The organism is Erythrobacter sp. THAF29, from assembly GCF_009363635.1.
Lineage (GTDB): Bacteria > Pseudomonadota > Alphaproteobacteria > Sphingomonadales > Sphingomonadaceae > Erythrobacter.
In genome coordinates, this window is sequence record NZ_CP045392.1 from 330612 (window position 1) to 357149 (window position 26538).

The 26538-nt window shown below is 63.0% G+C and carries 30 protein-coding genes and 1 tRNA gene; 21 read left to right on the top strand and 10 right to left on the bottom strand.

The genetic code is table 11. The annotated features are described in order from the left end of the window. Positions 1 to 24: 24 nt before the first annotated feature. The gene (locus tag FIU90_RS01640; RefSeq protein WP_152433192.1) at positions 25 to 837 is read right to left on the bottom strand and encodes an SDR family NAD(P)-dependent oxidoreductase; all 813 of its coding nucleotides are present in this window, start codon (positions 835 to 837) and stop codon (positions 25 to 27) included. A 127-nt stretch (positions 838 to 964) separates the two neighbouring features. On the opposite strand from FIU90_RS01640, the gene FIU90_RS01645 reads away from it, so the two are divergent. From FIU90_RS01645 to FIU90_RS01655, 3 genes are read left to right on the top strand one after another with little or no spacing between them, the layout of a single operon-like run. After that, the gene (locus FIU90_RS01645) at positions 965 to 1378 is read left to right on the top strand and encodes a nuclear transport factor 2 family protein (RefSeq protein ID WP_234029584.1); all 414 of its coding nucleotides are present in this window, start codon (positions 965 to 967) and stop codon (positions 1376 to 1378) included. Between the two features lie 4 nt (positions 1379 to 1382). Beyond that, positions 1383 to 1724: a putative quinol monooxygenase gene (locus FIU90_RS01650; protein ID WP_152433194.1), complete on the top strand. Its 342-nt coding sequence runs from the start codon at positions 1383 to 1385 to the stop codon at positions 1722 to 1724. Positions 1725 to 1731: 7 nt separating this feature from the next. Beyond that, on the top strand, positions 1732 to 2250 hold the full coding sequence (locus FIU90_RS01655; protein WP_152433195.1) for a molybdenum cofactor guanylyltransferase: 519 nt from the start codon (positions 1732 to 1734) through the stop codon (positions 2248 to 2250). Here the strand turns inward: FIU90_RS01655 and FIU90_RS01660 are convergent. Further along, the gene (locus FIU90_RS01660) at positions 2240 to 3238 is read right to left on the bottom strand and encodes an NADP-dependent oxidoreductase (RefSeq protein ID WP_152433196.1); all 999 of its coding nucleotides are present in this window, start codon (positions 3236 to 3238) and stop codon (positions 2240 to 2242) included. The two genes, FIU90_RS01655 and FIU90_RS01660, sit on opposite strands and share 11 nt — an antisense overlap. A gap of 139 nt (positions 3239 to 3377) precedes the next feature. Here FIU90_RS01660 and FIU90_RS01665 point away from each other — a divergent pair, with 139 nt between their 5' ends. From FIU90_RS01665 to FIU90_RS01715, 11 genes are all read left to right on the top strand, one after another. Further along, the gene (locus tag FIU90_RS01665; protein ID WP_152433197.1) at positions 3378 to 5522 is read left to right on the top strand and encodes a molybdopterin-dependent oxidoreductase; all 2145 of its coding nucleotides are present in this window, start codon (positions 3378 to 3380) and stop codon (positions 5520 to 5522) included. Positions 5523 to 5547: 25 nt separating this feature from the next. Further along, positions 5548 to 6558, top strand: coding sequence for an NADP-dependent oxidoreductase (locus tag FIU90_RS01670; RefSeq protein WP_152433198.1), 1011 nt, complete (start codon positions 5548 to 5550; stop codon positions 6556 to 6558). Between the two features lie 13 nt (positions 6559 to 6571). Further along, on the top strand, positions 6572 to 6952 hold the full coding sequence (locus FIU90_RS01675) for a limonene-1,2-epoxide hydrolase family protein (RefSeq protein ID WP_152433199.1): 381 nt from the start codon (positions 6572 to 6574) through the stop codon (positions 6950 to 6952). Positions 6953 to 7077: 125 nt separating this feature from the next. Further along, on the top strand, positions 7078 to 8319 hold the full coding sequence (locus tag FIU90_RS01680; protein ID WP_152433200.1) for a cytochrome P450: 1242 nt from the start codon (positions 7078 to 7080) through the stop codon (positions 8317 to 8319). Continuing rightward, on the top strand, positions 8316 to 9398 hold the full coding sequence (locus FIU90_RS01685; protein WP_172970154.1) for an acyl-CoA dehydrogenase family protein: 1083 nt from the start codon (positions 8316 to 8318) through the stop codon (positions 9396 to 9398). The genes FIU90_RS01680 and FIU90_RS01685 overlap by 4 nt, the downstream gene beginning before the upstream one ends. 12 nt (positions 9399 to 9410) lie before the next feature. Beyond that, entirely contained in the window at positions 9411 to 9836 is a 426-nt protein-coding gene (locus tag FIU90_RS01690; RefSeq protein WP_152433202.1) for a Zn-ribbon domain-containing OB-fold protein, read from the top strand. After that, positions 9833 to 10993, top strand: a complete 1161-nt coding sequence (locus tag FIU90_RS01695) for a thiolase family protein (RefSeq protein WP_152433203.1) — start codon at positions 9833 to 9835, stop codon at positions 10991 to 10993. The genes FIU90_RS01690 and FIU90_RS01695 overlap by 4 nt, the downstream gene beginning before the upstream one ends. Further along, positions 10994 to 11764: an SDR family NAD(P)-dependent oxidoreductase gene (locus tag FIU90_RS01700; protein ID WP_234029585.1), complete on the top strand. Its 771-nt coding sequence runs from the start codon at positions 10994 to 10996 to the stop codon at positions 11762 to 11764. It abuts the gene before it with no gap. Positions 11765 to 11768: 4 nt separating this feature from the next. After that, positions 11769 to 12524, top strand: a complete 756-nt coding sequence (locus tag FIU90_RS01705) for a ThuA domain-containing protein (protein WP_152433204.1) — start codon at positions 11769 to 11771, stop codon at positions 12522 to 12524. A 16-nt stretch (positions 12525 to 12540) separates the two neighbouring features. Then, positions 12541 to 13749: an acyl-CoA dehydrogenase family protein gene (locus tag FIU90_RS01710; protein WP_152433205.1), complete on the top strand. Its 1209-nt coding sequence runs from the start codon at positions 12541 to 12543 to the stop codon at positions 13747 to 13749. 25 nt (positions 13750 to 13774) lie between these two features. Next, on the top strand, positions 13775 to 14689 hold the full coding sequence (locus FIU90_RS01715; protein ID WP_152433206.1) for an SDR family oxidoreductase: 915 nt from the start codon (positions 13775 to 13777) through the stop codon (positions 14687 to 14689). Between the two features lie 5 nt (positions 14690 to 14694). Here FIU90_RS01715 and FIU90_RS01720 read toward each other — a convergent pair whose 3' ends face one another. Further along, entirely contained in the window at positions 14695 to 16311 is a 1617-nt protein-coding gene (locus FIU90_RS01720; RefSeq protein ID WP_152433207.1) for an AMP-binding protein, read from the bottom strand. A gap of 133 nt (positions 16312 to 16444) precedes the next feature. Between FIU90_RS01720 and FIU90_RS01725 the strand changes: the two genes are divergently transcribed. After that, positions 16445 to 17254 carry a LuxR C-terminal-related transcriptional regulator gene (locus FIU90_RS01725; protein ID WP_152433208.1) on the top strand — a complete coding sequence of 270 codons (810 nt, stop codon included), beginning with the start codon at positions 16445 to 16447 and terminating at the stop codon, positions 17252 to 17254. Here FIU90_RS01725 and FIU90_RS01730 read toward each other — a convergent pair. Beyond that, entirely contained in the window at positions 17251 to 17778 is a 528-nt protein-coding gene (locus FIU90_RS01730; protein ID WP_152433209.1) for a VOC family protein, read from the bottom strand. The genes FIU90_RS01725 and FIU90_RS01730 overlap by 4 nt on opposite strands. Before the next feature lie 105 nt (positions 17779 to 17883). On the opposite strand from FIU90_RS01730, the gene FIU90_RS01735 reads away from it, so the two are divergent. Together FIU90_RS01735 and FIU90_RS01740 are read left to right on the top strand one after the other, a co-directional pair. Then, positions 17884 to 19305, top strand: coding sequence for an SRPBCC family protein (locus FIU90_RS01735; protein ID WP_152433210.1), 1422 nt, complete (start codon positions 17884 to 17886; stop codon positions 19303 to 19305). Positions 19306 to 19317: 12 nt separating this feature from the next. After that, positions 19318 to 20070, top strand: a complete 753-nt coding sequence (locus tag FIU90_RS01740) for an SDR family NAD(P)-dependent oxidoreductase (protein ID WP_152433211.1) — start codon at positions 19318 to 19320, stop codon at positions 20068 to 20070. 198 nt (positions 20071 to 20268) lie between these two features. Here FIU90_RS01740 and FIU90_RS01745 read toward each other — a convergent pair whose 3' ends face one another. The 6 genes from FIU90_RS01745 to FIU90_RS01770 form a co-directional block, all read right to left on the bottom strand. After that, positions 20269 to 20724 (bottom strand): nuclear transport factor 2 family protein, encoded by a 456-nt coding sequence (locus FIU90_RS01745; RefSeq protein ID WP_152433212.1) that lies wholly within the window; start codon positions 20722 to 20724, stop codon positions 20269 to 20271. Between the two features lie 4 nt (positions 20725 to 20728). Beyond that, on the bottom strand, positions 20729 to 20959 hold the full coding sequence (locus FIU90_RS01750; RefSeq protein ID WP_152433213.1) for a biotin/lipoyl-containing protein: 231 nt from the start codon (positions 20957 to 20959) through the stop codon (positions 20729 to 20731). A gap of 4 nt (positions 20960 to 20963) precedes the next feature. Next, the gene (locus FIU90_RS01755) at positions 20964 to 21950 is read right to left on the bottom strand and encodes an alpha-ketoacid dehydrogenase subunit beta (protein WP_152433214.1); all 987 of its coding nucleotides are present in this window, start codon (positions 21948 to 21950) and stop codon (positions 20964 to 20966) included. Continuing rightward, positions 21950 to 22918 (bottom strand): thiamine pyrophosphate-dependent dehydrogenase E1 component subunit alpha, encoded by a 969-nt coding sequence (locus FIU90_RS01760; protein ID WP_152433215.1) that lies wholly within the window; start codon positions 22916 to 22918, stop codon positions 21950 to 21952. Before FIU90_RS01760 ends, FIU90_RS01755 begins: the two co-directional genes overlap by 1 nt. 45 nt (positions 22919 to 22963) lie before the next feature. Further along, complete coding sequence (locus FIU90_RS01765) at positions 22964 to 23728, bottom strand: SDR family NAD(P)-dependent oxidoreductase (protein WP_152433216.1); 765 nt, start codon at positions 23726 to 23728, stop codon at positions 22964 to 22966. A gap of 199 nt (positions 23729 to 23927) precedes the next feature. Then, positions 23928 to 24002, bottom strand: a tRNA-Thr gene (locus FIU90_RS01770). A gap of 91 nt (positions 24003 to 24093) precedes the next feature. Between FIU90_RS01770 and FIU90_RS15495 the strand changes: the two genes are divergently transcribed. The 4 genes from FIU90_RS15495 to FIU90_RS01785 are packed head-to-tail and all read left to right on the top strand — an operon-like array spanning position 24094 to position 26531. After that, a complete protein-coding gene (locus FIU90_RS15495; protein ID WP_172970155.1) occupies positions 24094 to 24243 on the top strand; it encodes a hypothetical protein in 150 nt (49 codons plus the stop codon). Positions 24244 to 24269: 26 nt separating this feature from the next. Continuing rightward, on the top strand, positions 24270 to 24968 hold the full coding sequence (gene gpmA, locus FIU90_RS01775; RefSeq protein WP_152433217.1) for a 2,3-diphosphoglycerate-dependent phosphoglycerate mutase: 699 nt from the start codon (positions 24270 to 24272) through the stop codon (positions 24966 to 24968). Positions 24969 to 24981: 13 nt separating this feature from the next. Beyond that, a complete protein-coding gene (gene purE / locus FIU90_RS01780) occupies positions 24982 to 25464 on the top strand; it encodes a 5-(carboxyamino)imidazole ribonucleotide mutase (protein WP_152433218.1) in 483 nt (160 codons plus the stop codon). Next, complete coding sequence (locus tag FIU90_RS01785; protein ID WP_152435642.1) at positions 25464 to 26531, top strand: 5-(carboxyamino)imidazole ribonucleotide synthase; 1068 nt, start codon at positions 25464 to 25466, stop codon at positions 26529 to 26531. The genes purE and FIU90_RS01785 overlap by 1 nt, the downstream gene beginning before the upstream one ends. Positions 26532 to 26538: the final 7 nt, after the last annotated feature.

Sequence of the window (26538 nt, forward strand, 5' to 3'; positions counted from 1 at the left end):
GAGGCACAGCGCGGAGAGCGCCCTCTAATTCTCCTGCATTTTCGCCATGGCCGCGCCGACAGCCGCCTCGATATCCTTTGCCTGCGGATTGCCCCTGAGCGTCAAACCGCCATTGGGCTGGATGTGCTGGCCGGTGACAAAGGCCTTGTCGGTGCACAGCCACAGGCAGGCCTCGGCCACGTCCTGCGCGGTGTTGAGCCGCCCCAGCGGATAGCGCGGCAGGAACGCATCGACGAGGCCGGGGGTCGCGAAAGCGCCTTCGGTCATGGGACTTTCGGTAAAGGCGGGCGAGACGGTGTTCGCCTTGATTCCCAAGTGGCCGAAATCGTTGGCCACGCATTCGATCATCGCCTCGTTCGCGCGCTTGGAGCCGATATAGGCGACGTGATTGTTGATCAGCGCGCGCGTGGTGGCCGAAGACAGCGATATGATCGAACCTCCGGTCGGATCCTGCTCGCTCATCGCCTTGACGAATGCCTGCAGGAAATGATGGACGCCCTTGAACTGGAGGTCGCACATCCGGTCGAGCTCTTCCTCGGTCGTCTCGAGCAGGTTGGAAAGCAGGCCCCAGCCGGTGCAGTTGATCGCCGCATCGACGCGGCCCATGTCGCTCGATGTCTTTTGCGCAAGCGCATGAACCTCGTCCCGGCTGGTAATGTCGCACAGCGCATAATGCCCGCCAATCTCTTTCGCGAAATCGGCAAGCACGTCCTCGTGCCGCCCCGCGACCATCACTGTTGCGCCTTCTTCCGCGAACAGCCGCGCAATTGTCTGGCCGATATTGTCCTTCGATGCTGCGCCGAGCACCACCGCAGTCTTTCCGTCGAGCTGGCCCATCCTGCTTCTCCTCCATCTACGCCGGACACCCTAGGCCGCGTCGCAACCGGTTTCCCTTCCCAAAAGTGTCCATTGTCCGCCGCACCTGCCGGACCGATACCCGGCAAGACAGATCGGGAGACACATCATGTTCAGAGGACCGCTGGAAGATCGCGTGGCGATCAGCGAGCTCAATGGCACCTATGCCGATGGCGTCGTGCGGTTCAACGCCGCGACCTGGGCCTCGGTCTGGGCGGAGGACGCCACCTGGGATTTCTTCGGCCAGACCTTCGAAGGCAGGGAGGCGATCGTCGGTTTCTGGGAGCAGGCGATGAGCGGGATCGAAGCGGTGAGTTTCCACGGCGTGCCCTGCATGATCGAAGTCACCGGAGACACCGCCACCAGCCGCGTCCAGACGCAGGAGATCCTGCACATGAAGGACGGAACGACGCGCGTGGTGGGCGGGCTCTACCAAGACGAGCTGGCGAAAATCGACGGGCAATGGGCGTTCACCCATCGCAAGTTCGGCATTGTCGCAGAATACAATCCGCAGGAGAGCTGAATTCATGACAAAAATCGTCATCGCGGCGCAGATCGATCTCGATCCGGCACAACGCGAGCAGGCGCTCAAAACCGCCAAGCCGCATATCGACGCCGCCCTCGCGCAGGACGGGTGCATTCACTACGACTGGAGCGCCGACGGGAACAATCCCGCGCGCGTCAACGTGTTCGAGGAATGGGAGAGCGAAGAGGCGCTCGCCAACCATTTCGCCGGGCAGGCTTATGCCGGGATGCGCGACCATATCGGCCAGTTCGGCCTGACTTCGGCGGAGAGCAAGAAATACCGCGTCGATGCCGAAGCCCCGGTCTACAATGCTGAGGGCGTTGCGACCGAGGCGTTCGAATGAAACATCAGTGAAGCTCCTTGGCGCGATCCTCGCCGGGGGTCGGGCGCGCCGCTTCGGCAGCGACAAGGCGCACGCATTCTATGAAGGCGAGCGGTTGATCGACCGGGTTGGAAGAGCCCTCGCCGAGCAATGCGATGCCATCGTGGTGTGCGGGCGCGAGGAGCCCGGTTTCGACTGCCTGCCGGATCGACCCGAGCCGGGATTGGGACCGCTCGGCGGGCTCAATGCCGCGCTTCACCACGCCGCGAGCCATGGATTAACCCATGTCCTGAGCTGCGGGTGCGACGTGCCGAACCTGCCAAAGGACATCGCGCAAGTGCTCTCGGGCGAGGGCCCCGCCATCGTCCAGAGCCAACCGGTGGTCGGCTTGTGGCCGGCAGAAACCGGCGAGATGCTGGACACGTTCCTCGCAAGTGGCGAGCGCGCGCTTTACGCTTTCGCAGACCATGTCGGTGCGCGTCGGATCGCGTTCGACCCGCCGCTGATCAACATCAACGCGCCCGAAGACCTGCCGCCTAAAGCTTGAGCATCTGCTTGCCGCGGTTCTTCCCGGTGAAGAGCCGTTGCAAAGTCGCGGGCGCGTTCTCGAAGCCCTCCTGGATGTCCTCCTGGTACTTGAGGCGGCCGTCCTTGACGAAGCCCTCCAAACGCTTGCGGATGCCGGGAAACTCCCCCGCCCAGTCGAGCACGATGAAGCCCGCCATGGTCCCGCGACGGAAGACGAGGTTGAAGTAGTTTTCGGGGCCGGCGGGAAGCTGGCCGGTTTCGTATCGGCTGATCCCGCCGCAGATCACCACCCGCGCGCCGGTCGCGATATTGGCGAGCATGTCGTTCAAAATCGAGCCGCCGACATTGTCGTAGATCACATCGACGCCGCGAGGGCAGTGCTCGCGGATCTGCTCCTTCACGCCGCCCGCCTTGTAATCGATCGCGGCGTCATATCCTGCCTCCTCGACCAGCCATTTGCACTTCTCGGCTCCGCCTGCGATACCTACCGCGCGGCACCCGGCGATCTTCGCGAGCTGGCCGACGACGCTTCCGGTCGCGCCCGCCGCACCCGAGACGAGCACGGTGTCACCCGCGACGGGCTTGCCGACCTTGAACAGCCCGCAATAGGCGGTGAGCCCCGTTGTCCCGAGCACCGACAGCACGGCCGTTGGCGGCAGGTCGGTTTCGACCCTGGTCAAGCCCTCTCCGTCATGGACAAGGTATTCGGTCCATCCGGTCGTCCCGAAGACGAGGTCGCCCACGGCGAACTTCCCGCCATTCGATTCCACCACTTCGCAAATACCGCTGCCGCGCATCACGTCGCCGATATTCATCGGCGCGACGTAATCGGCGATATTCTCCATCCAGCCCTTCTGCGCGGGATCGAAGCCGAGATAGAGTGTCCTGAGCAGCATCTCGCCCTTTCCGGGCGGGGGAAGCTCGGTTTCGACCAGCTTGAAATCGTTCTCGGCAATCCCGCGTCCGCGCGGATGTCCGTTCAAGAGCCATTGGCGTGTGGTGGTCATCGGCGATCTCCTCGAAGCGTTGGCTCGCCCCTAATGCGGACCCGCTCCCGCACTCTCCACGCCCAAAAGTGTCAGTCGGCAAAAGTGTCAGTCGATGCGCTGACGCCCTCTGGTATTCTTCGCGGCGAGGAGACTTGAGATGGGCGTGGAAACTAATAGGACATTCTGCCGCTTCTGCCATGCGAACTGCGCGATGCTGGTCGATGTGGAAGACGGCAAGGTGAAAGCGGTGCGCGGCGATCCCGACGATCCCGAATATGGCGGCTACACCTGCCTGAAGGGGCGCGAACTGCCCGATTCGCACAATGCCGAACACCGCTTGCACCATAGCCTCGTGCGCGACGAAACCGGCGAGTTCCAGGAAACGCCAATGCCTCAGGCGCTCACTCATGTCTCGGACGAGCTTCGCCGCGTCATCGATAAGTACGGCCCCGACAGCGTCGCGGTCTTCATGGGCTCGGGCGGATACCAGAACTCCGCCGCATGGGCCGCGTCATATGCCTTTGCGCAAGCGGTCGGCTCGAAGCACTTCTTCACCAGCGTCAAATTGGATCAGCCCGCCAAGGTCTTCACCACCGCGCGCTATGGCCGCTGGGAAGGCGGGGTGAACAATTTCTCCGATGCGGACGTCGCGCTCTTCATCGGCAACAACCCGATCGTCTCGCACTATGCGCCGGTCGGAGGCGTCCCGCCGTTCAGCCCCTCGAAGCGCATCCGCGACCGCAAGGAAGAGGGGCTGAAACTGATCGTCGCAGACCCCCGCCTCGCCGAGGTGGGTCTGCTCGCCGACATATACCTGCCGGTAAAGCCGGGCGAGGACCCGGCGCTGCTCGCAGGCATGCTCCATGTCATCATCGAGGAGGGGCTCTACGACCGCAATTTCGTCTCCGCCCATGTCGACGGGTTCGACGAGTTGAAAGAGGCTGTCGCCGCATTCCCGCCGGATGTTGCGGCAGAGCGTGCGGGCGTCGACAAGGACCAGCTGATCGCCGCCGCGCGCATGTTCGCTGGCGGGTCGAAGGGCTGCGCGGTGACAGGAACCGGCCCGGAAATGGCGGGCAATGGCACGCTCACCGAATATCTAGCGACCTGCCTCAACACGATCTGCGCGCGTTTCATTCAGGAAGGCGAGAAGGCGAGCGCACCGCGCGTCTTCACCACACCGCGCGCACCCACGCGCGCGCAGGTCGCCGACCCGGTGCCGATGTTCGGCGCGCCGGGCATGGCGAAATCGCGCTTCCGCGGCCTCGGCCAATTGGGTTTCGAGATGCCGTGCAACGTACTCGCCGACGAAATCCTCACGCCCGGCGAAGGGCAGATCCGCGCGCTCATATCGGTCGGCGGCAATCCCGAGGTCGGATTTCCCAACCAGCTCAAGATGCGAAGGGCGCTGGAAGATCTCGAGATCTTCGTCCAGATCGATCCGTGGATGAGCGCCAGCGCTCGCCGCGCCGACGTGGTGCTCGCCCCCAAGCAATCGCTCGAACGCGACGACATCACCAATCTTTCCGAATGGTGGCACGAGCGCGCCTATGCCCGCTATGCCGAGGCGCTGGCAAAGGCTCCCGGCGACGTGATCGACGAATACGAAATGTTCTGGCATCTTGCGAAAAACCTCGGACTGCAACTCGAACTCGCCGGCGGGCCGGTGCCGATGGAGGGGGGCACCCCGCCCGCCAAGCACGAATTTCTCGACCTCATGACCGCAGGCTGCCTCGTCCCGCCGAGCAAGGTGCGCGAGGATGTGCGCAAGGCGGGCGGCGCGGCAGTGATCTACGACGAACTTCACCCGGTGGTCAAACCGGCCAATCCCGAAGACGAGAACCGTTTCGACCTCAATGCGGGCGCAATGCCGCGCGACCTCCTGCGCTATGCCGAGGACAAGCCAGGCGCGGAGGGCTACGATTTGCGGCTGATCTCGCGCCGCTCGAAACACCGCTTCAACTCGATCGGCCAGCCACTCAGGAACCTCGGCCAGAAAGTCACCACCAACCCCGCTTATCTCCATCCGGAAGACATGGCGGCGCGCGGGCTTTCGGATGGCGACATCATCGAAATCTCCTCTCCGCACGCGACGATCCACGGCGTGGTGAAGGCAAGCAACCGCGTGAGGCCGGGCCTCATCTCCATGGCGCATGCCTTTGGCGATGCCGATGCGGGCAAGCACAATGTGCGCGAGGTCGGCGGCTCGACCAACCGCCTTACCAGCGACGAGGTCGATTACGATCCGATTACCGGGCAGGCGCTGCAAAGCGCCATCCCCGTGCGGATCGCGGTAGCCTGACCAACGATAGTCACAAGGATTTTCCATGCCCGATAACCGGCGCTTCATCCTCCGGCGTCGCCCCGATGGCGAGCCCGTGCGCGAAGATTTCGAACTCGTCACCGAGCCGACCCCGGAGCTTGCCGAGGGGCAATTCCTGATCCGTAATCACTACGCATCCCTCGATCCGGCAATGCGCGGGTGGATGGATGCCGAGGGCAATTACATGCCGCCAATCCCGCTCGGAGAACCGGTGCGGGCCACCACGATCGGAGTGGTCGAGGAAAGCCGTGCCGACTGGTTCGAAAAGGGTATGTGGGTGATGGGGCTCAACGCGCTGGAGGATTATTCCGTCGCCGAGGCGGGCGGGTTCACCCAGCCGATCGATCCCGACATGGTGCCGAGCGTCACCAATTATCTCTCGCTGTTCGGCGCGGTCGGGATGACGGCCTATTTCGGCTTTCTCGAAGTGTGCGAGCCCAAGGAAGGCGAGACGGTTTTCGTCTCCGGCGCGGCAGGAGCCGTGGGAAGCCTCGTAGGCCAGCTTGCCAAGATCCATGGTTGCCGCGCGGTTGGCATTGCGGGCGGGCCGAAAAAATGCGCGCGGTTGATCGGAAAATACGGGTTCGACGCGGCGATCGATTACAAGGGCAAGGACGAAGCCGCGCTGACCGAAGCGATCGCCGATGCCGCGCCCGGCGGCGTGGACGTAATCTTCGAGAATGTCGGCGGGATCATTCTCGATGCCGGCCTCATGAATCTCAATCTTCACGCCCGCGTCGGACTTTGCGGGCTCATCAGCGAATACAACACCGCGCCGCGCGGCGCGCGCAACCTGTGGCAGCTGATCGTCAAGCGGGCCTCCATACGCGGCCTGCTCGTCGCCGATTATGTCGAGCGTTTCGCGGAAGGGGCGGCGAAGATGGGCGAATGGGCCGCGGCCGGGAAGATCGTGATCGACGAACATGTCGATGAAGGCCTCGAAAACGCCTTCGACAGCTTCATGCGGCTGTTCGCGGGCACAAATGATGGCAAGATGATCCTCAAGATCGCATGAGCCGGAGCAGACCATGACACCTATCGAGACCATCGAAGCCTTCATCGCGGCCTGGGGCGAATACGACCTTGAAAAAATCTATTCTTTCATGGCCGATGATATCGAGTGGACCGACATTCCGCTTTCGACCGTCAGGGGGATCGATCAGGTCCGCGCCAAGATTGCGATGTTCCCCGGTGTCGAGGCCTGCGGTTTCGAAACGCACCACATCGCGGCAAACGGCAATGTCGTGCTCACCGAACGCACCGACTGGTTTGAGATGAAAGGCAAGCGGCGCACAATCCGGGTGATGGGCACTTTCGAGCTCGACGAGGAGGGCAAGATCGCGAAATGGCGCGACTATCTCGACAGCGCCGAATTCCAGCGCGAGTTCGGCGATCTGGCGGGCGGATAGGCCTTCGCGCGCGCCTCTCTCGACAAGTCGGTTTCGATCTCGGCCTAACACATTCGCGCATCGCGCCGCCGCATCGCTAGGCGCTAGGCTTTCGCCGAAGAATACAAGGGATCGGAGCCTTCACCATGAACAAGCCCGAGGGCAATGTTTTCGCCCCCGAAACTCTGGTCGACCCGTTCGACTATTACCGCGCCGCGCACGAAGCCGGCATCGAGATCGAGCACCTGCCCGAAATGGGCATGTATGTCGTCTACAGCTACGACCTGTGCAACGAAGCGACGACCAAGCCCGAGATATTCTCCAACGATTTCGCCGCCCTGATGGGGGCCGAGGACGAGGAGATCCAGGAAATCCTCAAGGAAGGGTGGGACAATCCGCCCACCCTGCTCACCGCTGATCACCCGGTCCACACACGCAATCGCAAGCTGGTAAACCTCGCTTTTTCCGCGCCGCGCGTGAACGCGATCGAAGAGGATATGCGCGCCAAGTCGATCGAACTGATCGAGGCGATGGCCAGCAATGGTGAGGCAGAGTTCGTGGAGGAGTTCGCGATTCCCCTGCCTGTCGCGATGATCGCCCAGCAGATCGGCCTCGATAACGATCCCAAGCAGGTGAAATACTGGTCGGACGCGGCGGTCGACCGGTTCAGCCAGTTGATCGACCGCGAGCGTCAGCTCGAATGTGTGCGCGCCTTCGTCGAATACCAGAAATACATGAAATCGAAGATCGACGAGCGCCGGGAAAAAGGCGGCGACGACCTGCTCACCGATCTCGTCGAAGCGCGGGTCGAAGGCGAAACGCCGCTCACCGACGAGGAGATCATGTCGGTCATGCAGCAGTTCATGGTCGCCGGAAACGAGACGACGACTTCGACGATTGCAGGATGCCTGTTGCAGCTGATCCGCAATCCCGACCAGATGGAAAAGGCGAAGGCGGCTGCGGGCGGTCGCGATCCCAAGCTTATCCAGAACATGATCGAGGAGGCGCTGCGCTATGAGACGCCGACCGCGGGAATGTGGCGGATCGTCAAGCAGGATACCGAGCTTGGCGGGGTCGAGCTGTCCGCGGGCACGGTGGTGCAGCTGCGATATGCCGCGGCCAACCGCGATCCGAAGAAGTTCGAAAACCCCGACAAGTTCGATATCGAGCGCAAGAATGCCCGCGCGCATCTCGCCTTTGGCAAGGGGCCGCATATGTGCGTCGGCAATATGCTGAGCCGCAAGGAGATGCTGGTCGCATTCGACGAGCTGCTCGAACGGCTCGACAATTTCGCGATTGCCGACGAAGAGGGAATCAGGATCCTTCCCAATATCCTGCTGCGCGGCGTGACCCGGCTGCCGATCACATTCACAAGGAAGGGCGCGTGAACTTCGACCTCTCCGAAGAACAGCAATTGTTCCGCTCGAGCGTCGAGCGCTTCACCGCGCCGATCGACGTCGAAGCGCGGCGCAAACTGCGCGGTGCCCCTGGCGGATATCCGGAAGAGCGCTGGAAAGATCTCTCCGAGCTTGGCCTGATCGCGATTGCAGCGAGCGAGGATGCGGGCGGACTTGGCGGCTCACCGGTCGATATCGCACTCGTTGCCGAGGCAATCGGCAAGGCCAATTCGCCCGATCCGTGGCTCGAACTCGGCGTCCTACCCGCGCTGCTGTTGGAGCGCGGCGGCGCGCGCGATGCGCTCGAAGGCGTGCTTTCAGGCGAGACCATCGCGACTTTCGCGTGGGCAGAGCGGGCTCAGCGCTACAGCCTCGAGGCGAAGGGCGTTACGGCGGAGTCTGGCGGCGACGGCTTTACGCTCACGGGCGAGAAGACCTTGGTAATGGGCGCGGCGCTTGCCGATACTCTGATCGTCACCGCCGAACTCGACAGCAAAACGGCGTGTTTCCTCGTCGACAAGAGCGCGGACGGCGTGATGGTGCGACCGTATCGGCTGGCCGATGGCAGCATTGCAGGCGAGGTCAGGCTGACGAGAGCCCCTGCCACGGCCCGGCTCGAACTCGATCCCGAAGACCTGCGGCCGATCGTCGCCGAGACGCGGCTATATGCCGCAGCCGAGATGCTCGGCCTAGGCCAGCGCTTGCTCGACGACACGCTTGCCTATGTGAAAGAGCGCGAACAGTTCGGCGTGCCGATCGGGAGCTTCCAGGCGCTGCAGCACCGGTTGGTCGATTCCTATGGCAGAATCGAGCAATCGCGCTCGATGCTTTACCGCGCGGCGCTCTCCGACATGTCGGATCAGGACCAATGGCAGCGCGCCGCAGCCGGGGCAAAGGCCTTCATCGCCGAAAATGCCGATGCCGTCGCACGCGAAGCGGTCCAGATGCACGGCGGCATGGGCATTACCGACGAGCTTGCAATCGGCCATGCGATGAAGCGCGTGATGGTGCTCTCGCGGCTGCTCGGCGACACCGACACGGCACTCGCGGACTATGCGAAGGCGGCTTGAGGGGAGCGGGCAATGGGCGAAAAAATCGATCCGAACCTGTGGAGCGACGATCCCGAACCGCACCTGATGGGCGGCAAACTGCCATCGGGAGAGATCGTGTTCCCGATGCCGGAGGGCGACGCGGCGAAGGGCGTGGAACCCTACAAGCTCTCGCGCACCGGCAGGCTGTGGTCATGGACCACGCAGGGCTTTCTCCCGAAAGAGCCCTATGAAGGTCCGGGGTCCGGTCCCGGCGAAGGTCCGCCCGATTTCGAACCCTTCCTGCTCGGCTATGTCGAGCTGCCCGGCGAGGTGATTGTCGAAAGCCGGATTGTCGATGCGACACTCGAAGAACTCGAACTGGGTATGCCGATGGAATTCTGCATCGTGCCCTTCAACGACAAGTACGACACCTTTGCCTTCCGTCCGCTTCGCGCTGCGCAGGAGAAAGCCGCATGAGCGAGAATGTCTACATCATCGGCGCCGGGATCCATCCCTTCGGGCGAACCGAGGAGCGATCGGGACGCGAACAGGGCGTCTACGCGGTGCGTGAGGCGTTGAAGGATGCGGGGCTGGAATGGCCCGACATCGAATGCGCCTATGGCGGATCGGCGGCGGCGGGCAATGCCGATATCATGGTCAACGAGCTTGGCCTCACCAGCCTGCCCTTCACCAATGTCGCCAATGGTTGCGCCACCGGCGGGAGTGCACTTGCCGCGGCGCAGCAGGCGATTGCGAGCGGAATGTACGACCTTGCGCTGGCCGTGGGTTTCGACAAGCACCCGCGCGGCGCGTTCAATGCCAAGCCTGCCGATTACGGCCTGCCCGACTGGTACGGCCAGACCGGCATGATGCTGACCACGCAATTCTTCGCGCTCAAGATCCAGCGTTACATGCAGCTGCACGGCATCAGCCGCACGACGCTCGGCCGGGTGGCCGAAAAGGCGTTTCGCAACGGCGCGAAGACCCCGCATGCCTGGCGACGCTCCGAGATCGATCTCGAAACGATCATGAACGCGCCGATGATCAACGATCCGCTCACCAAATTCATGTTCTGCTCGCCCGCCGAAGGGGGCGTGGCGCTGATTCTCGCCAGCGAAGCGAAAATGAAGCAGCTGGGCGCGGACGGGGTCAGGATCGCGCATATCGCGGTACGGACCCGCCCGCCGGGCAGCTTCGAGGTGTTCCAGCCGGGCGTCAGCATCAAGGAAGGCGGCAAACCCACCGTGCTTGCCTCCAGGGCAGCGTTCGAAGGGGCCGGGATCGGCCCCGAGGATATCGAGGTCGCGCAATTGCAGGACACCGAAAGCGGCGCGGAAATCATGCACATGGCCGAAAACGGCTTCTGCAAGGATGGCGAGCAGGAAGAGTGGCTGGCAAACGGCTGGTCGGAGCTGGGCGGAAAAATGCCGATCAACACCGATGGCGGCTGCCTCGCCTGCGGGGAACCGATCGGGGCTTCGGGGCTGCGACAGGTCTACGAAAATGTCGAGCAATTGCGCGGGCGGGCGGGCGAACGACAAGTGCCGGGCCGCGACGGCAAGGGGCCGAAGACCGGATACAGCCACGTCTACGGCGCGCCGGGCCTATCGGCAGTCGCGATACTGGAGCGGTAAATGGGGAAGATGACGGGCAAGGTCGCGCTGGTCACCGGCGGCGCGGAAGGGATCGGGGCCGAGGTCGGGCGGCAGATCGTCGCGGAAGGCGGGCAGGTTCTTTTATGCGATATACAGATCAAGAAAGCGAAAGCGCTTGCCGATGAACTCGGCGAGAATGCCGAGGCGTTCGAGCTCGACGTACGCAACCTCGATCAATGGCATGAAGCGGTAAAGTACGCGCAGGAGCAATTCGGCAAGCTGAACGTATTGTGCAACATCGCCGGCATTTCCGAACCCGGCAACGTGGTCGACGGGACGCTCGACACCTGGGAGCGGACGATCGACATCAACCTCAACGGCCCGTTTTTCGGCATGCGTGCCGCTCTCCCTGCAATGGAAGCGAGCGGGGAGCCGGGGGCGATCGTCAATATCGGATCGATGATCGCCCTGCGCGCCGCGGCATTTGTTGCCGCCTACAGCGCGTCGAAGGCGGGCCTGCTCGGCCTTACCCGTTCGGTCGCGCTCGATTGCGCCGAGCGCGGCGTCCCGATCCGCGCCAACATGGTCCATCCCGGCGCGATCCGCACACCGATGTACGAGCGATACAAATATTCCGGCGCGGACACACCGGAAAATATCGAGCGCGATTTCGCCGCAACCCACCCGATGAACCGCATCGGCGAACCAGAGGAGGTCGCTCGCGCAGTCGTGTTTCTCGCCAGCGACGAGGCGAGCTTCACCACGGGATGCGATTTCACCGTCGATGGCGGCGGTTCGATAAGGAGTTGAGGTGATGGGAAAACAACCGGCGCAAAGGATCGATGCGCATTTCGTCGCCGCGGGCAAGTATCACGACATCGACTATCCGCGGCTCGAAATTCTCAAGCTGCTGGCCGAGCACCCGCATATCCGCACGACGGTCGCGTGCGATTATTCAGGGCTCGAGCGGCTCGACCAGTGCCGTTTTCTTATTACCTATACCTGCGACCTGATGCCGACCGAGGATCAGGCGAAGCAGCTTCGCGCCTGGCTCGAGGCCGGCGGCAAGTGGCTGGCGCTGCACGGGACCAATTCGATCCTCGTCTTCACCGAGGAAGGCCTTGTCGATGCGCCCGAAAACCGCCCGGACGTGTTCGACATGCTCGGCACCCAGTTCAAGGCACACCCGCCGATCGGCCCGTTCCCGGTCGAAGTCGTCAACCGGTCCCACGAACTGACCGAGGGGATCGAGGATTTCGAGGTGGTGGACGAGCTCTATCTCTCCAAGACCACGGCCGAGATCGACACGCTGATGCAGACCACGTTCGAAGGCGAGGCGACCGGCTTTGTCGAGGCGGACTGGGACAAGACGACAGTGCCGATCCTCTATACCCGCGACATCGGCAAGGGGCGGATCGTCTACAATACGCTCGGCCATTGCCGGGGGCACTACGACCTGCCGGGAATGCAGGATTTCTACCCGCACAAGGAAATGTGCGCGTGGAACTACGATGTTTATTACGACCTCCTTCGCCGTTCCATCGGATGGGCGATGCGCGAGGGCGACTGACCAAGGGACGCAATCCATGGACATGACCTTCTCCCCCGAAGACCTCGCCTTCCGCGAAGAGGTGCGCGAATTCCTCGCCGAGAACCTTCCCGACCGGTTGCGCGAAGGCGCACGGCGCACGCCCGGAGTCTTCGTCGAGCCCGATATCGGCATGGAATGGCATCGCATCCTCAACGAACGCGGCTGGGTCGCCCCGCACTGGCCCAAGGAGGACGGGGGCACGGGCTGGACCCCGACGCAGAAATTCATCTTCGAGAAGGAATGCGCGCTCGCAGGTGCGCCCGCGATCTCGATCCTCGGGCTGCGGCTCGTCGGCCCTGTGATCTGCGAATTCGGCACGCCCGAGCAGAAGGAACGCTTCCTCCCGCGCATCCTGTCGGGCGAGGATTACTGGTGCCAGGGATATTCGGAACCCGGCAGCGGTTCGGACCTCGCTTCATTGAAAACGAGCGCGCGGCTCGAGGGCGACGAATACGTCATCAACGGCTCGAAAATCTGGACCACCCATGCCCACCACGCCAACTGGATCTTCGCGCTGGTACGCACCAACCCCGATGTGAAAAAGCAGGCCGGGATCACATTCCTGCTCGTACCGATGGATCAGGAGGGGGTCGAAGTGACCCCGATCCACTCGATGTCGGGCGATCACGAAGTCAATGCGGTGTTCTTCACCGACGCGCGCACCAGCGTCGACAATCGCATCGGCGAGGAGGGCGCAGGCTGGGGCATCGCCAAATTCCTGCTCGAGAACGAGCGCGGCGGATCATGCTTTGCCCCGCGGCTCATCCAGAGCATCGATACGCTCGAGGAGCTTGCAAGAAAACAACCCTCCGGCGTCAACGGGGCGATGGCGCATGACGAGCGTTTTTGCGCAAGGCTCGCCCGCGCGCGCCTTTCGGCCGAGGCGCTGGAGATTACCGAGCTGCGCATCCTCGCAGAGCTTGCCAAGGGCAAGCCACCGGGGCCGCAAACTTCGCTGGTGAAGATGCTCGCGACCAATATCGGGCAGGAGGTCGATACGCTGCGGCTCGACCTGCTCGGCCCCGACGGGCTGCAACTCCCGCTCGAACGTCCGCTCTATGGCAACGAGGCACCCGAGCCGGTCGGCAGCGAGTTCGCGCAGACCGCGATGGGCCGCTATCTCAACAACCGCGCCTCGACGATCTTCGGCGGGTCTGACGAGGTGCAGAAGAACATCATCGCCAAGACCGTGCTGGGTCTTTGAAACGCCTCTTTTTGGAGACACGAGAATGGACGTATCGAAGCTGATGTTCCGCGACGGATTGATGGCGGGCGAGCGCATACTCGTCACAGGCGGCGGAACGGGCCTCGGCAAGGAAATGGCCGAGGGTTTCCTGGCGCTCGGCGCGACCGTCTACATTTGCGGAAGGCGCCAGAACAAGCTCGACGAGACCGCTGCCGAGCTGAACGACAAGCATAGCTCGAAAGCGGGCGGCAAGATCATCGGCATGGCCTGCGACATCCGCGATGCGGATGCGATTCACGCGATGGTCGACGCGATCTGGGCCGATGGCGGCGCGCTTACGGGCGTGGTGAACAATGCGGCGGGCAATTTCATCAGCCGCACCGAGGACCTTTCGGTCAACGGTTTCAACGCGATTGCCGACATCGTCTTTCGCGGCACGTTCTACGTCACGCTCGATGTCGGCAAGCGGCTGATCGCGGAAGGGAAGAAGGCGAACTTCCTCTCGATCCTCACCACATGGGTGTGGTCGGGCAGCGCCTTCGTGGTGCCATCGGCCATGTCGAAAACCGCGATCCACGCGATGACGCAGAGCCTGGCCACCGAATGGGGCCGCTACGGCATGCGTTTCAACGCGATTGCGCCGGGCCTCTTCCCCACCAAGGGGATGAGCGCGCGGCTCAATCCGGGCGGTTCGGGCGGCAATTCGAACAATGCGATGAACCCCATGGGCCGCGCGGGCGAGATGCACGAACTCGCCAATCTCGCGGCGTTCCTGATGGCGCCGGGCGCCGAATATGTGAACGGCCAGACCATCGCGATCGACGGAGCCGGCTACCAGGCAACCGGCGGGACCTTCTACCCGATGCTCCACGCCCTAGGCGACGCCGAATGGGAGCAGATGCGTGCAATGATCAAGGGGACGAACGAGAAGGACAAGGCGGATCGAACGACGGGCTAGGAGATTTATGCCCCATCCGCCAGCTTTTGTGCCGTCTTGTAGTCGGGCTTGCCGTTGTTGAGCCTCAGCGGCTGGTCGGTGAAGACGTAGAGACGCGGCACCTTGTATCCGGCGAGGCTTTCGCGTGCGTGACCGTCGAGCGCGGCTTCGAGGGCATCGGGTGCGCAGCCCTCGCGCTGGACCACAGCGACGACCTTACGACCGAAACGTTCGTCGGGAAGGCTAACCACCCGCGCATCATGCACTCCGGGGTGCTCCATCAGCACCGCTTCGACCTCTTCGGGAAAGACTTTCTCGCCGCCGGTATTGATGCACATATTGTCGCGCCCGATGAATTCGAGGCTACCGTCCTCGGCCCAGCGCGCACGATCGCCGGTCATCAGCCAGCGCTTGCCGTCGATCTCGGGAAAGGTTTGAGCGTTCTTCTCGGTCTCGCCGAGATAGCCGAGTGGCAGCGGCCCGGTGCGCGCAACGATGCCGATGCCTTCTTCCCCCGGCTTTATCTCCCGCAGGTTCTCGTCGAACAGCCTCGTCTCGCGGCCTGGCAGCGGCTGGAACCTGCCGCCTCCGCTCGATCCGGCGGCCGTCGTGATGACGATCCCGGTGCCGGAACTCTCGCTCGACCCCAGCGCATCCACGATCACGAGGTCGGGTTTGTGGGCGATCAGGCGCTGCTTGATCCCTTCGGAAAACACCGCCCCCGAACTGGTGACGGTGCGCAGGCTCGCCAGCACCTCGGCCCCGTCGCCGCGCGCATCGAGTCTATCGGCCAGCGGCAGGGCGAAGGCATCCCCGACGATGAAGATGCCGCGCGCGCCGATCCGCTTCACTTCGTCCAAAGCGATATCGGCGTCGAACTTCTCGTGCGGGAGCAGCGCGAGCGTCCCGCCTTTCAGCAGGTGGATCGCCGCGGTGAACTGCCCCGCCCCGTGCATAAGCGGACTCAGCAGCAGGAGCGGCGAAGTGCTGGCCGGGTGATCCGGTCCGATTTTCGCAGCCTCGGCAACGTGCTCTGCCAGCGAGGAGGCGACGAAGGGCGGCTCGCCCGGCCCGCGTTGCCAGACCGATATGCTGAACGCCGCCCATGCCTCTTCCATCGGCCACATGACCGCCTTGGGCATGCCGGTCGTACCGCCGGTCGCGGTGAGGAAAAGCGCCCGGGGATCGCCATGCACCGCGAATCGGTCGGGCAATTCGTGCGAGCGCATCGCTGCCCAATCCGGGCTGTCTACATCGATCGTCGGCACACGCTCGGGCAGTGCCTCGGCACCGATCTCGGCGAACTCGTTTTGCGTGAAAAGCGCCTTCAGACCAAACCGCTCGAAGATGTCGGATAGCTCGCGCGTCTTGTAGTGGTAGTTCACATTGACCGGAGAGACTCCCGCCTTGATACATCCAAAATAGGCGAGGATGTAGTCGGGATTATTCCGTAGCATCTGCCCCGTAATATCGCCCGGATTCAAACCCTTGGCGGCCAGCGCTGCGGCTATGCGGTCAGTCTGCGCGTCAAGCTCGCCCCATGTCACGATCCGTTCGCCATGGATCAACGCAGGCCGTTCCGGTTCGATGGAATCAGCAAGCGCCTTCAGCGCCACACCGAAATTCTCGCCCTGCCAAGCCATCGCCCGAAACTCCTCTCGCAGCAGGATTAGCAGCGTGGCCCCTCAATGCCCCTACGTAAAGTATGAGGCAAGTCGCTCGAAAATAGGCTAGTCTTCACGACTCGTGGGATCGCAAAGAGGGAGAGAGCTTTCGATGGCCACCAATGTAGTCGAACTGCGCACGCCGCAGGGACGCGAAAAACTCAATGAACTGCTCGAGCAGGTGACGATCACCTGTCCCGAGGATATTCACGATGCCGCGGTAAACCTTGCGCGGATCGCCAAGGAACGCGGGATGCAGGTCGCCGTGTGCGATGATATTTCGTCGAAGGAACCAATGGTCGATGCCGAGGGCACGATCCTCAACGCAGATATTTTCCAGTGGCTCGAGGATGGCGCACGTTGGTGGGAGGATCATCGCCTCGCATTGCACTCGCCGCTGCCGCGCGCTTGCCGGTATGAGAGCGAACCGTTCTGGGTGAACAAGGACGGCTTCAACACCCGCTGGCGCAATTCCTATCTCGAGGAAATCGACCTCACCGATTTCGAGAAGCGCTCGCTGTGCAAGGCGGCGATCGTGATCCCGGTTCACCTGCCGTTCGGTCAGATTTCAGCCAACAGCTTCATCAGTATGGACCGCGAGAAAGAGGACCTGTCCGAAGAGTTCGCCATGTATGGCTCGCTGTTCTCGCAGGTCACCCGCCGCTTTGTCGCGGGATATGTGCAGGCGCACCGGACCAAGCGGCGCATTCCTTCGGACTGCGTGCTGTCGAAGCGCGAGGTCGAATGCCTGCGCTGGGCCGCGATCGGCAAGACCGACAAGGAAATCAGCATGATCCTTGAGCGCAGCCACGCGACGATCCGCTATCACATCCATCGCGCTGGCGAGAAGCTGGACAGCGTCAATCGCGCGCAGACGATCTTCAAGGCCGGTCAGCTGGGATACCTGGGAGCGAATTCCTAACCGAGACTTCTCAGCGGCTCGTTCCCGTCCCAGCCTACACCGGCCTGCTTGATCATTGCAAACAGGCCGGGGCCGCCTTCGCCCTGCTGGAGGATTTCGACAAGGTGGCCCGGTCCCTGGCCGGGATCGACATAGATGACCTTGCTGTCTCCGAGCGCGCCTTCAATCACGATCTCGGCACCCTGCTCGCCGCATTCGCGGCGCGCCTCCTCGATGTCGTCGACGAGAATGCAGACATGGTGCAGGCCCCCGCCCACCTCCGCATATTCTCCGGTATAGATCGATGGGTGGCTGTCGCGCGGGCGGATCAGCTCGATCTGGATATCGCCCCAATATGCAAGCGCGAGGTCGAATACCGCATCGGTCGGCTTGCCCTTATACTTCATACCCTCGAGGTGGATGCCTTCCATCAGGAAGAACGGCCCGACGCCCATCGTTTTCGTCCAGTGCTCAACCGCCGCGTCGAAATCGTCAGGCACGAATGCGAGTTGCATCACCTCGCCCAGCCCTGAGATACCCGCCATCTGCCCTCTCCAATCCGCTAGTGTGACCGCCCAGCGAACCTGTGTGATATTCTCGCCTGCGAACACTGCACAAAGTGCGAGGAAGGGATCGAGGGAAGCCTTGAAATGAACGAAATCAAGAACGTCAGCGCCGAGGATCGCTGCCCCGGGATCAGCTACACCGACATGCTCGAAGGCGACACGCGCACGCCGCCCGATTATCTGTTCGAGGAATCGGTCATCGACATGCCGACCGATCCGCTGCCAGTCGAACCCTATCTCTCGGAAGAATGGGCAAAGCTCGAGCGCGAGAAAATGTGGCCCAATGTCTGGCTGTTCGCCGCGCGCGAAGAGGAAATGCCCGATCCCGGCGACACCGTCCTATTCGAGATCAACCAGAAGAGCTTCCTGCTGGTCCGGCAGAAGGACGGCAGCGTCAAGGCGTTCTACAATGCCTGCCTCCACCGTGGCCGGAAACTGCGCACCGAGAACGGCAATTCGATCCAGTTGAGGTGCCCGTTCCACGGTTTCACCTGGCGCAATGACGGGAGCCTCAAGGAAATCCCCTCCGAATGGGATTTCAAGCACCTCAAGGGCAAGAATATGTGCCTGCCCGAGGCCCGCGTGGAGTTGTGGCAGGGCTTCATCATGATCACCGAGAACCACGACTTGCCCGATTTCAAGACCTGGCTCGGCCCGGCCGCCTCGCATTACGACCGCTACGATTTCGAGAACCGCTATACCGGGATGTGGGTGCAGAAACGGATCCCGGCCAATTGGAAAGCGACCGCCGAAGCCTTCATGGAAGCCTGGCACTCGATCACCACGCACCCGCAATTGCTGCCCTTTCTCGGCGATGCGAACACGCGCTACGATCATATCGGCGATCACTTCAACCGCGCGATCACGCCCTCGGGCGTTCTCAGCCCGCATATGAAGGGCAAGAATTCGGACTATGTGCTCGAAAAGATGAACGAGTTTTCGGGCGGGGACGATGCCGCGACCAATCGCCGTTTCGCCGCGGGCGAAAGCGGCGATGGTTACGATCCCGACGATCCGCTCGGTGCGCGCAAGGTGCTGGCCGAGGCCGGGAGGCAGGGTTTCACCGAGCAATACGGCTACGATTATTCCGACGCCTCGGACAGCGAGATCCTCGACAATTTTACCTACAACATCTTTCCCAATTTCGCGCCCTGGATCGGGTTTCTGCCGACGCTTTGCTATCGCTGGCTGCCGGGCGACACGCCCGACTGGTGCATTATGGAAATCCGCCTGCTCTTCCCCACGCACAAGGGCGAGGAACGTCCGCGCGCGGTCGAGATGACCTATATCCCGGACGACGAACCGTTCGCCTGGGCAGCCGATATCATGGGGCCGCAGCTCGCCAATGTGTTCGATCAGGACATGGCCAACCTGCCGCATGTGCAGACCGGGATGCGCTCGCTGAAAGACGGGAAAATGGAGCTCGGCAAATATCAGGACAGCCGGGTGCGCCATTTCCAGATGACCTTGCGGAAATATATCGACGGCGAGCTTCCGGCGACCTAGTTCCCTATTCCCATGACCATCACGGCTGACCTTTCGGGGCGCACCGCGCTAATCACCGGCGCGTCTTCGGGCCTCGGCTCGCGGTTCGCGCGTATCCTTGCCGCCAGCGGCGCCAATGTCGCCATCGGCGCGCGGCGCAAGGACCGGCTCGAGGCGCTCGCCCGCGAAATCGGTGCGCGGGCCGCAGCGATCGAAATGGACGTTGCGCGCGAGGCGGATATCGTCGCCGGGTTCGACGCGGCCGAGAAGGCTTTCGGCCAAGTCGACACGGTGATTGCCAATGCTGGGATCGACGGTGCGGGGATGATCCTCGACATGCCCGAGGAAGAGATCGAGCGCACCCTCGCGATCAATCTCAAGGGCGCGATCCTGACCGCGCGCGAGGGCGCCAAGCGGATGATAGCGAACAAGGTGGAAAGAGGCCGGATCGTCATGATCGCCTCGATCACCGCCTTCGAGCCTTCGCCCGGCCTCGTCGCCTATTCGGCGAGCAAGGCGGGCGTGGTTCAGGCCGCGAGGAGCATGGCGCGCGAATGGGCGCGATACGGGATCAATGTCAACACGATCTCACCCGGCTATATCCGCACGGCGATCAACGACGAATGGTTCGAAACCGAGGCGGGCAAGAAGCAGATCGCGCGCTTTCCCAAGCGGCGCCTGATGGGCGAGGAAGGGCTCGATGGCGCGCTGCTGTTCCTGTGTTCCGACGCAGCGGAATTCGTGACGGGCAGCGATTTCGTCCTCGATGACGGGCAGACGCTCTAACCGGGCCGGTCGCCTTGCAAAGTTGACAAAATTGACACCCTGTCAAGCACCGAAAAACGCCATTTCAATCTATTTTTCAGATAGTTGACTACGAGAAGCGAAGTTGACACTTCTCCAACAAAACGCGAATTTCTCTTTTCAAAGAACCCTCGTCGCTTCGCATCGAATAGCGATGTAGGAAAGCGAAAATGCGCCGCCTCAGGCCTTCGCCGCCACCTCGGCCGCGTCGAAATAATGGATGCGCAGTTCTTTCAGCAGCCCGTCCTCGAAGCTCCCGCATTCGTTGACCGTCTGGCTGAAGGTCTCGCCGGTGCGTTTCGACATCATGGTGAGCGTCAGCACGGTCACGGCGTGAGTATCGCCGCCGGTTATGTCGTGGATATCGACCTTCGCCTCGGCCCAGGTGCCGTACATCGCGGCTGCGCAGCGCTGCAGCGCGTCCTTGCCCTTCCACTCGCCGCCAAAGGGCAGGCACTCGGCCTCGTATAGCGTGAAATCGGGGTGGAGCAGGCTTTCGACCTTCTCCCAGTCGCGTGCGCCGGCCGCTGCATAGACAGCCGAGAGAAGCTCTCTCGGAGTGCGTCCCTGTTGTCCTACCGCTTCGCTGCTTGAGGACGTTCCTGGTTGTCCTACCGCTTCGCTGCTTGAGGACATGCGGCTATTCAATCGTCCCGATGACGTCGCCGACCTTGTATTTGACGCCCTCCTCGCCGGTGGGATGGATCGTGCCGCTCGCCTGCGCCTCGATCTCGACGGTCGTCTTGTCGGTTTCGGCGGTGTAGATGATGTCGCCCTTCGACACCTGTTCGCCATCGCCGAACATCCATTCGGCGAGCGTCACATGGGTCGCGCTCATTCCGAGCTTGGGGATGCGGATTTCCTCGGCCAAGCCTTCAGTCCTTTCCTACCGATGCCTTGATCTGCCCGACGATCTCCTCCTTGGTCGGGATCCACGCCTGTTCGAGATGCGAGGCGAAGGGGACCGCAGAAAAAGTGCCGCCGATCCGCCGCACCGGGCCTTTGAGGTTGTCCCAGCATTTCTCCTGGATGTTCGCGGCGATCTCCGCCCCGGTGCCGAACGGGCGCACCGCCTCGTGCAGGGTCAGCGCGCGGCCGGTCTTGTTGACCGATGCGAGCACGGTCTCCTCGTCATAGGGTGCGATGGTGCGCAGGTCGATTACCTCGACGCTGACGCCTTCCTTCCCCAGCTCGCCCGCCACTTCGAGCGCATCGAGCACCGTGCGGCCATAGGTGATGAGCGAGATGTCGGAGCCTTCTTTCGCCACCGCAGCCTTGCCCAGCGGCACGCGATAGCCGGGGCCGGGATCCTCGCTGGTGAGGCCGTAGCACAGGATGTTCTCGATGAAGATCACCGGATCGTTCGCATCGATCGAGGCGCGCATCAGCCCGCGTGCATCGGCCGCGTTGGAGGGGGTGACCACGTGCAGACCCGCGACATGGGCAAACCACGCCTCGAGCATGTCGGAATGCTGGCCGCCAAAGCCCACGCCGACGCCGGTGGTGGTGCGGATCACGAGCGGGCAGGGCGTCTGCCCGCCGCTCATGAAGCGCAGTTTGGCCGCGTGGTTGACGATCTGGTCCATGCATACCGCGACGAAATTCATCAGCATGATCTCGGCGATCGGGCGCTGCCCGGCTATCGCCGCGCCCACCGCCGCGCCGACGATGGCGGTTTCGGAAATCGGGGTCGCGCGAATGCGGTGTTCGCCATATTTCTCGGTCAGGCCGGCGGTCACCTTGAACACGCCCCCGCCCTGTTTCGCCCCGACATCCTCGCCGAGGCAGAACACGCCCTCGTCTTCGGCCATGGCTTCGTCGATGGCCTTGTTCAGGGCCTCGGTCATGGTGATCTCGGCCATCAGTTCACCTCCTCGAACACGTCCTTGTAGATTTCATCGGTGTCGGGCAGCGGCGCATCGAGCGCGTGCTGGACCGCCGCTTCGATCTCGGCGTCGATCTCCTCGACGATCCTGTCGAGTTCCTCCTCGGTGAACTGGTGCTCGAGCATCACCTTGCGCAGTTTGGGCAGCGGGTCCTCTCGCTGCATCTCCTCGAGATGCTCCTTGGGCATGTAGGAGAAATCGGAACCGAAGAAATGGCCCATCATGCGGTAGCACATGGCCTCGACCAGCGTCGGCCCCTCGCCCGCACGCGCGCGGTCTACCGCTTCCTTCACCGCGGGATATATCTGGTTCACGTCGTTGCCGTCGACGGTCACGCCCTTCATCCCGTATCCGGCGGCGCGCACCGCGACATTGGGGCTGTCGGTGTGGTCGGCATAGGCGGTGTGTTCGCCATAGCGGTTGTTCTGGCACAGGAAGACGACCGGCAGCTTGTAAAGCTGGGCCATGTTCATCGCCTCGTGGAAGCTGCCGATATTGGCGGCGCCATCGCCGAAACTCACCAGCGTCACCCGCCCGTCGCCATTGTTCTGGCTCGCCATGGCAAGCCCGTTGGCGATCGGTATGCCCGAGCCTACGACCCCGGTGGTCACCATGATGCCCGTCTCGGGGTCGGTAATGTGCATGGTGCCGCCCTTGCCCTTGCAGGTGCCGGTCGCCTTGCCGAGGCATTCGCCCCACCATTTCTCGATCGGGATGCCCTTTGCGGTCTGCTCGCCCTGCCCGCGATAGGTGCACACGACATAGTCTTTCGGCTCGAGCGCGGCCATCGCGGCGGCGGAGACGAGCTCCTGCCCGCGCACGCAGTAATACATGACGGCGACCTTGCCCTGCATCAGCAGCTCGCGGAACTTCTCGTCCGTGCGGTTCACTTTCATCGTGCGGGTGTAGATATCGAGCAGCTTGTCGCGGTCTATCTCGGCCATTGCGTTGTCCTTATTCGGGGGATCGGGTTCTGAACGGGACGCGCCCTAGAATTGAACACGCTGGGTGAAGCCGCCATCGACCACGACATTCGCGCCGGTCATGTAGGGGACCGCCGGGCTGGCGACGAAGACGATCGCATTGGCGACCTCCTGGTCGTTGCCGAAGCGGCCCATCGGCATCTTGGCCAGCGTGGCCTGGAACAGCTCGGGCATCGCGCCCTCGATCACCTCCCAGTTGCCGCCCGGATAGTAGATCGCGCCGGGCGAGACGCAGTTGACGCGGATACCCTGCGGCGCGAGCGCCTGGCTCAATTGCGATCCGTAGGTGATGAGCGCGGCCTTCATCGCGTTGAAGGCCTGCGGGGCGATGAAGGTTTCGAGCGCGGCGGTCGAACTCATGAAGACAATCGAGCCGGTCGATGAATTGGCAAGGTGCGGGGTCAACGCCTCCACGCCGTTGACAGCGCCCATGATGTCCATGTCGAGTGCGTTCTGCCAGTCGCCCGTCCCGCCGGTGCCGGAGGAGGACGCGGTGTGGATGAAGATATCGCAGCCGCCCAGCTCGCCCGCGGCCTTTTCGAGCCATGCCTTATAAGCATCGCCGCCCTCGGCCATGTCGAACACCTCGGCAAAGACCTTGCCCGGCCCGGCCGCGTCGATCTCCTTTTTGGCCGCCTCGATCTTGTCGTCCTTGCGGCTGAAGAAGGCGACGTCCGCGCCTTCGGCTGCAAACAGCTTGAGCGATGCAAGGCCAAGCCCGTGCGCACCGCCGTTCATGATGACTTTCTTGCCTTTCAGTCCGAGATCCATTGCAGCCTCTCCCAACGCAAATGTCTGATTGGGACATACGGAGCGCAAGGCATGCGCGCACTCGTCAAAAGTAAGGGTGGAACGGGTTGGCCTGGACCAAACGGCTGCGCAGCAGCCGCAAGGGCGACCGCCCGCACGCAGCGCCGGAGGCGCGAGGATCTCGCATCGCGGATGCGATGCGGCCAACAAAATGCGAGGATGGTGCTGCTGGAGAGAATTGAACTCTCGGCCTCACCCTTACCAAGGGTGCGCTCTACCACTGAGCTACAGCAGCGCTCGTCAAGAGTGGCGCGCCTATCGTTGCCAAGCGCGCCAATGTCAAGCAGTGCTTGAACCTTGCAACGCATAGCGGCAAGGCATTTCGCATGAGTGAAGATGCGAGCAACAAAATGTCGCGCGAAGACAGGCTGGCTGCCAAGCTGCGCGAAAACCTGCGCCGCAGGAAAGCGCAAAGCCGAGCTCAGGCCGCCGAATCAGGCGAGAACGGGGTTCCCAAGGAAAAGCCCGAAAGCTAGGGCACGGGTGAAACCCGGGAGGAACAATGCCCAAGCTCATTCTCGTCCGCCACGGCCAGAGCCAGTGGAACCTAGAAAACCGCTTCACCGGCTGGTGGGATGTCGATCTCACCGACAAAGGTGTCGAAGAAGCGATGGCCGCCGGTGCACTGATGCAGGACAAGGGCGTGCTGCCCACCATTGCTTTTACCTCCGTCCAGACCCGGGCGATCAAGACGTTGCATCTCGCGCTCGGCGTGTGCAACCGGCTCTGGATCCCCGAAACGAAGAACTGGCATCTCAACGAACGGCACTATGGCGGGCTGACAGGGCTCAACAAGCAGGAAATGCGCGAAAAGCATGGCGACGAGCAGGTGCATATCTGGCGCCGCAGCTTCGACACGCCGCCCCCGCCGATCGAGCCGGGCAGTGAATTCGATCCGGCGAACGATCCGCGATATCGCGGGATCGATGTGCCAAAGACAGAAAGCCTGAAGCTCACGATCGAGCGCGTGCTGCCCTATTGGCAGGAGGTTATCCTTCCGCAGCTCAATGCAGGCGAGACCGTGATTATCTCAGCGCACGGCAACAGCCTGCGCGCGTTGGTAAAGCACCTGTCCGACATCTCGGATGAGGACATAACGGGCCTCGAGATTCCCACCGGCCAGCCGATCATCTATGACTTCGAGAATGACGGCGTTTCGGGCCTCGTCCCGGGTGAACGATACTATCTGAAAGACAGCTGAGGGGGCGCTGCGAATGGGAGGTAGAGTAGCGATTGTGATGGGGAGCCAGTCCGACTGGCCGACCATGTGCTGCGCGGCCGAAGTCTTGGACGAGCTAGAAATCGAGCACGAAGCGCGGATCGTCTCCGCCCACCGCACGCCCGACCGGATGAGCGCCTTTGCCAAGGGCGCGGAGGGCGAAGGATTCGATGTCATCATCGCGGGCGCAGGCGGCGCGGCGCACCTGCCGGGCATGATCGCGAGCATGACCCATCTCCCCGTGCTCGGCGTGCCGGTGCAGTCGAAAGCGCTTTCGGGCATGGATAGCCTGCTCTCCATCGTCCAGATGCCCGCCGGCGTGCCTGTCGGAACGCTCGCGATCGGCGAAGCAGGCGCGAAGAATGCGGGGCTGATGGCCGCCGCGATCCTCGCCCTGTCGGACGAGGACCTGTCCGAGCGGCTGCAGGACTGGCGCGCGGCGCGCACCGCCGATGTCGGGGAGGCTCCGGTCGGATGATGCTCGAACCAGGCTCCACCATCGGCATCCTCGGCGGCGGCCAGCTCGGCCGGATGATGGCGATGGCCGCGCTCCAGCTCGGTTTCCGCGTGATCGGCTACGCACCGCCGGGGGACAATGTCGCAAGCTCGGCCTGCGACGATTTCTTCGCCAATGGCTGGGGCGAGACAAACGCGCTCGCCGCATTCGCCTCAAAGTGCGACCGTGTCACCTGGGAATTCGAGAACGTGCCGCTTTCGGCTCTCGAGGCGATCCCCGAAAATCTCCTCGCCCCGCATCCCAGGGCGCTCGGCATCGCGCAGGACAGGCTCAAGGAAAAACGCTTCGTCGAGGATCTCGGCGCGACCTGCGCGCCCTATGGCCGGGTCGACAGCGATGAGGATTTCGCCCGCGCCGTCGAACGGATCGGTACGCCCGGCATCCTCAAGACCGTGCGCGACGGCTATGACGGCAAGGGGCAGTGGCGGATCGCCAGCGCGCAGGAGGCGCAGGGCGTTCGCTTTCCCGGCCGCCCGTGCATCTACGAAGGCATGGTCGAATTCGAGACCGAGTTCTCGGTCATCCTCGTGCGCGATGCGGGCGGCGAGGTGCGGTTCTGGGATTCGACGGCCAACACCCACGAGGGCGGGATGCTGGTCCATTCGGTGCTGCCTGCAGGAAGTCTGGTCGAGGCGCAGGTGGACGAGGCACGCGCAATCGCGCGCGCGACCGCCGAGGCGCTGAATTATGTCGGGGTGCTCACGCTCGAATTCTTCGCGACGCGCAGCGGCCCGGTGTTCAACGAGATGGCCCCGCGCGTCCACAATTCGGGCCACTGGACGATCGAGGGCGCGGCGACCAGCCAGTTCGAAAACCATGTCCGCGCGATCACCGGCCTTCCGCTCGGCGGGGCAGGCACCCGCTTCGCGCGAATCGACATGCGCAATATCGTCGGCGAGGAAGCCGGCAGCGCATACCGCATCCTTGCCGAGGAGGGCGAGCCGCACCTCCACCTCTACGGCAAGAAGGAAGCGCGCGCGGGCCGCAAGATGGGCCACGTTACCCGTGTGAGCAACGACGCGTCGTGAGCCCCGG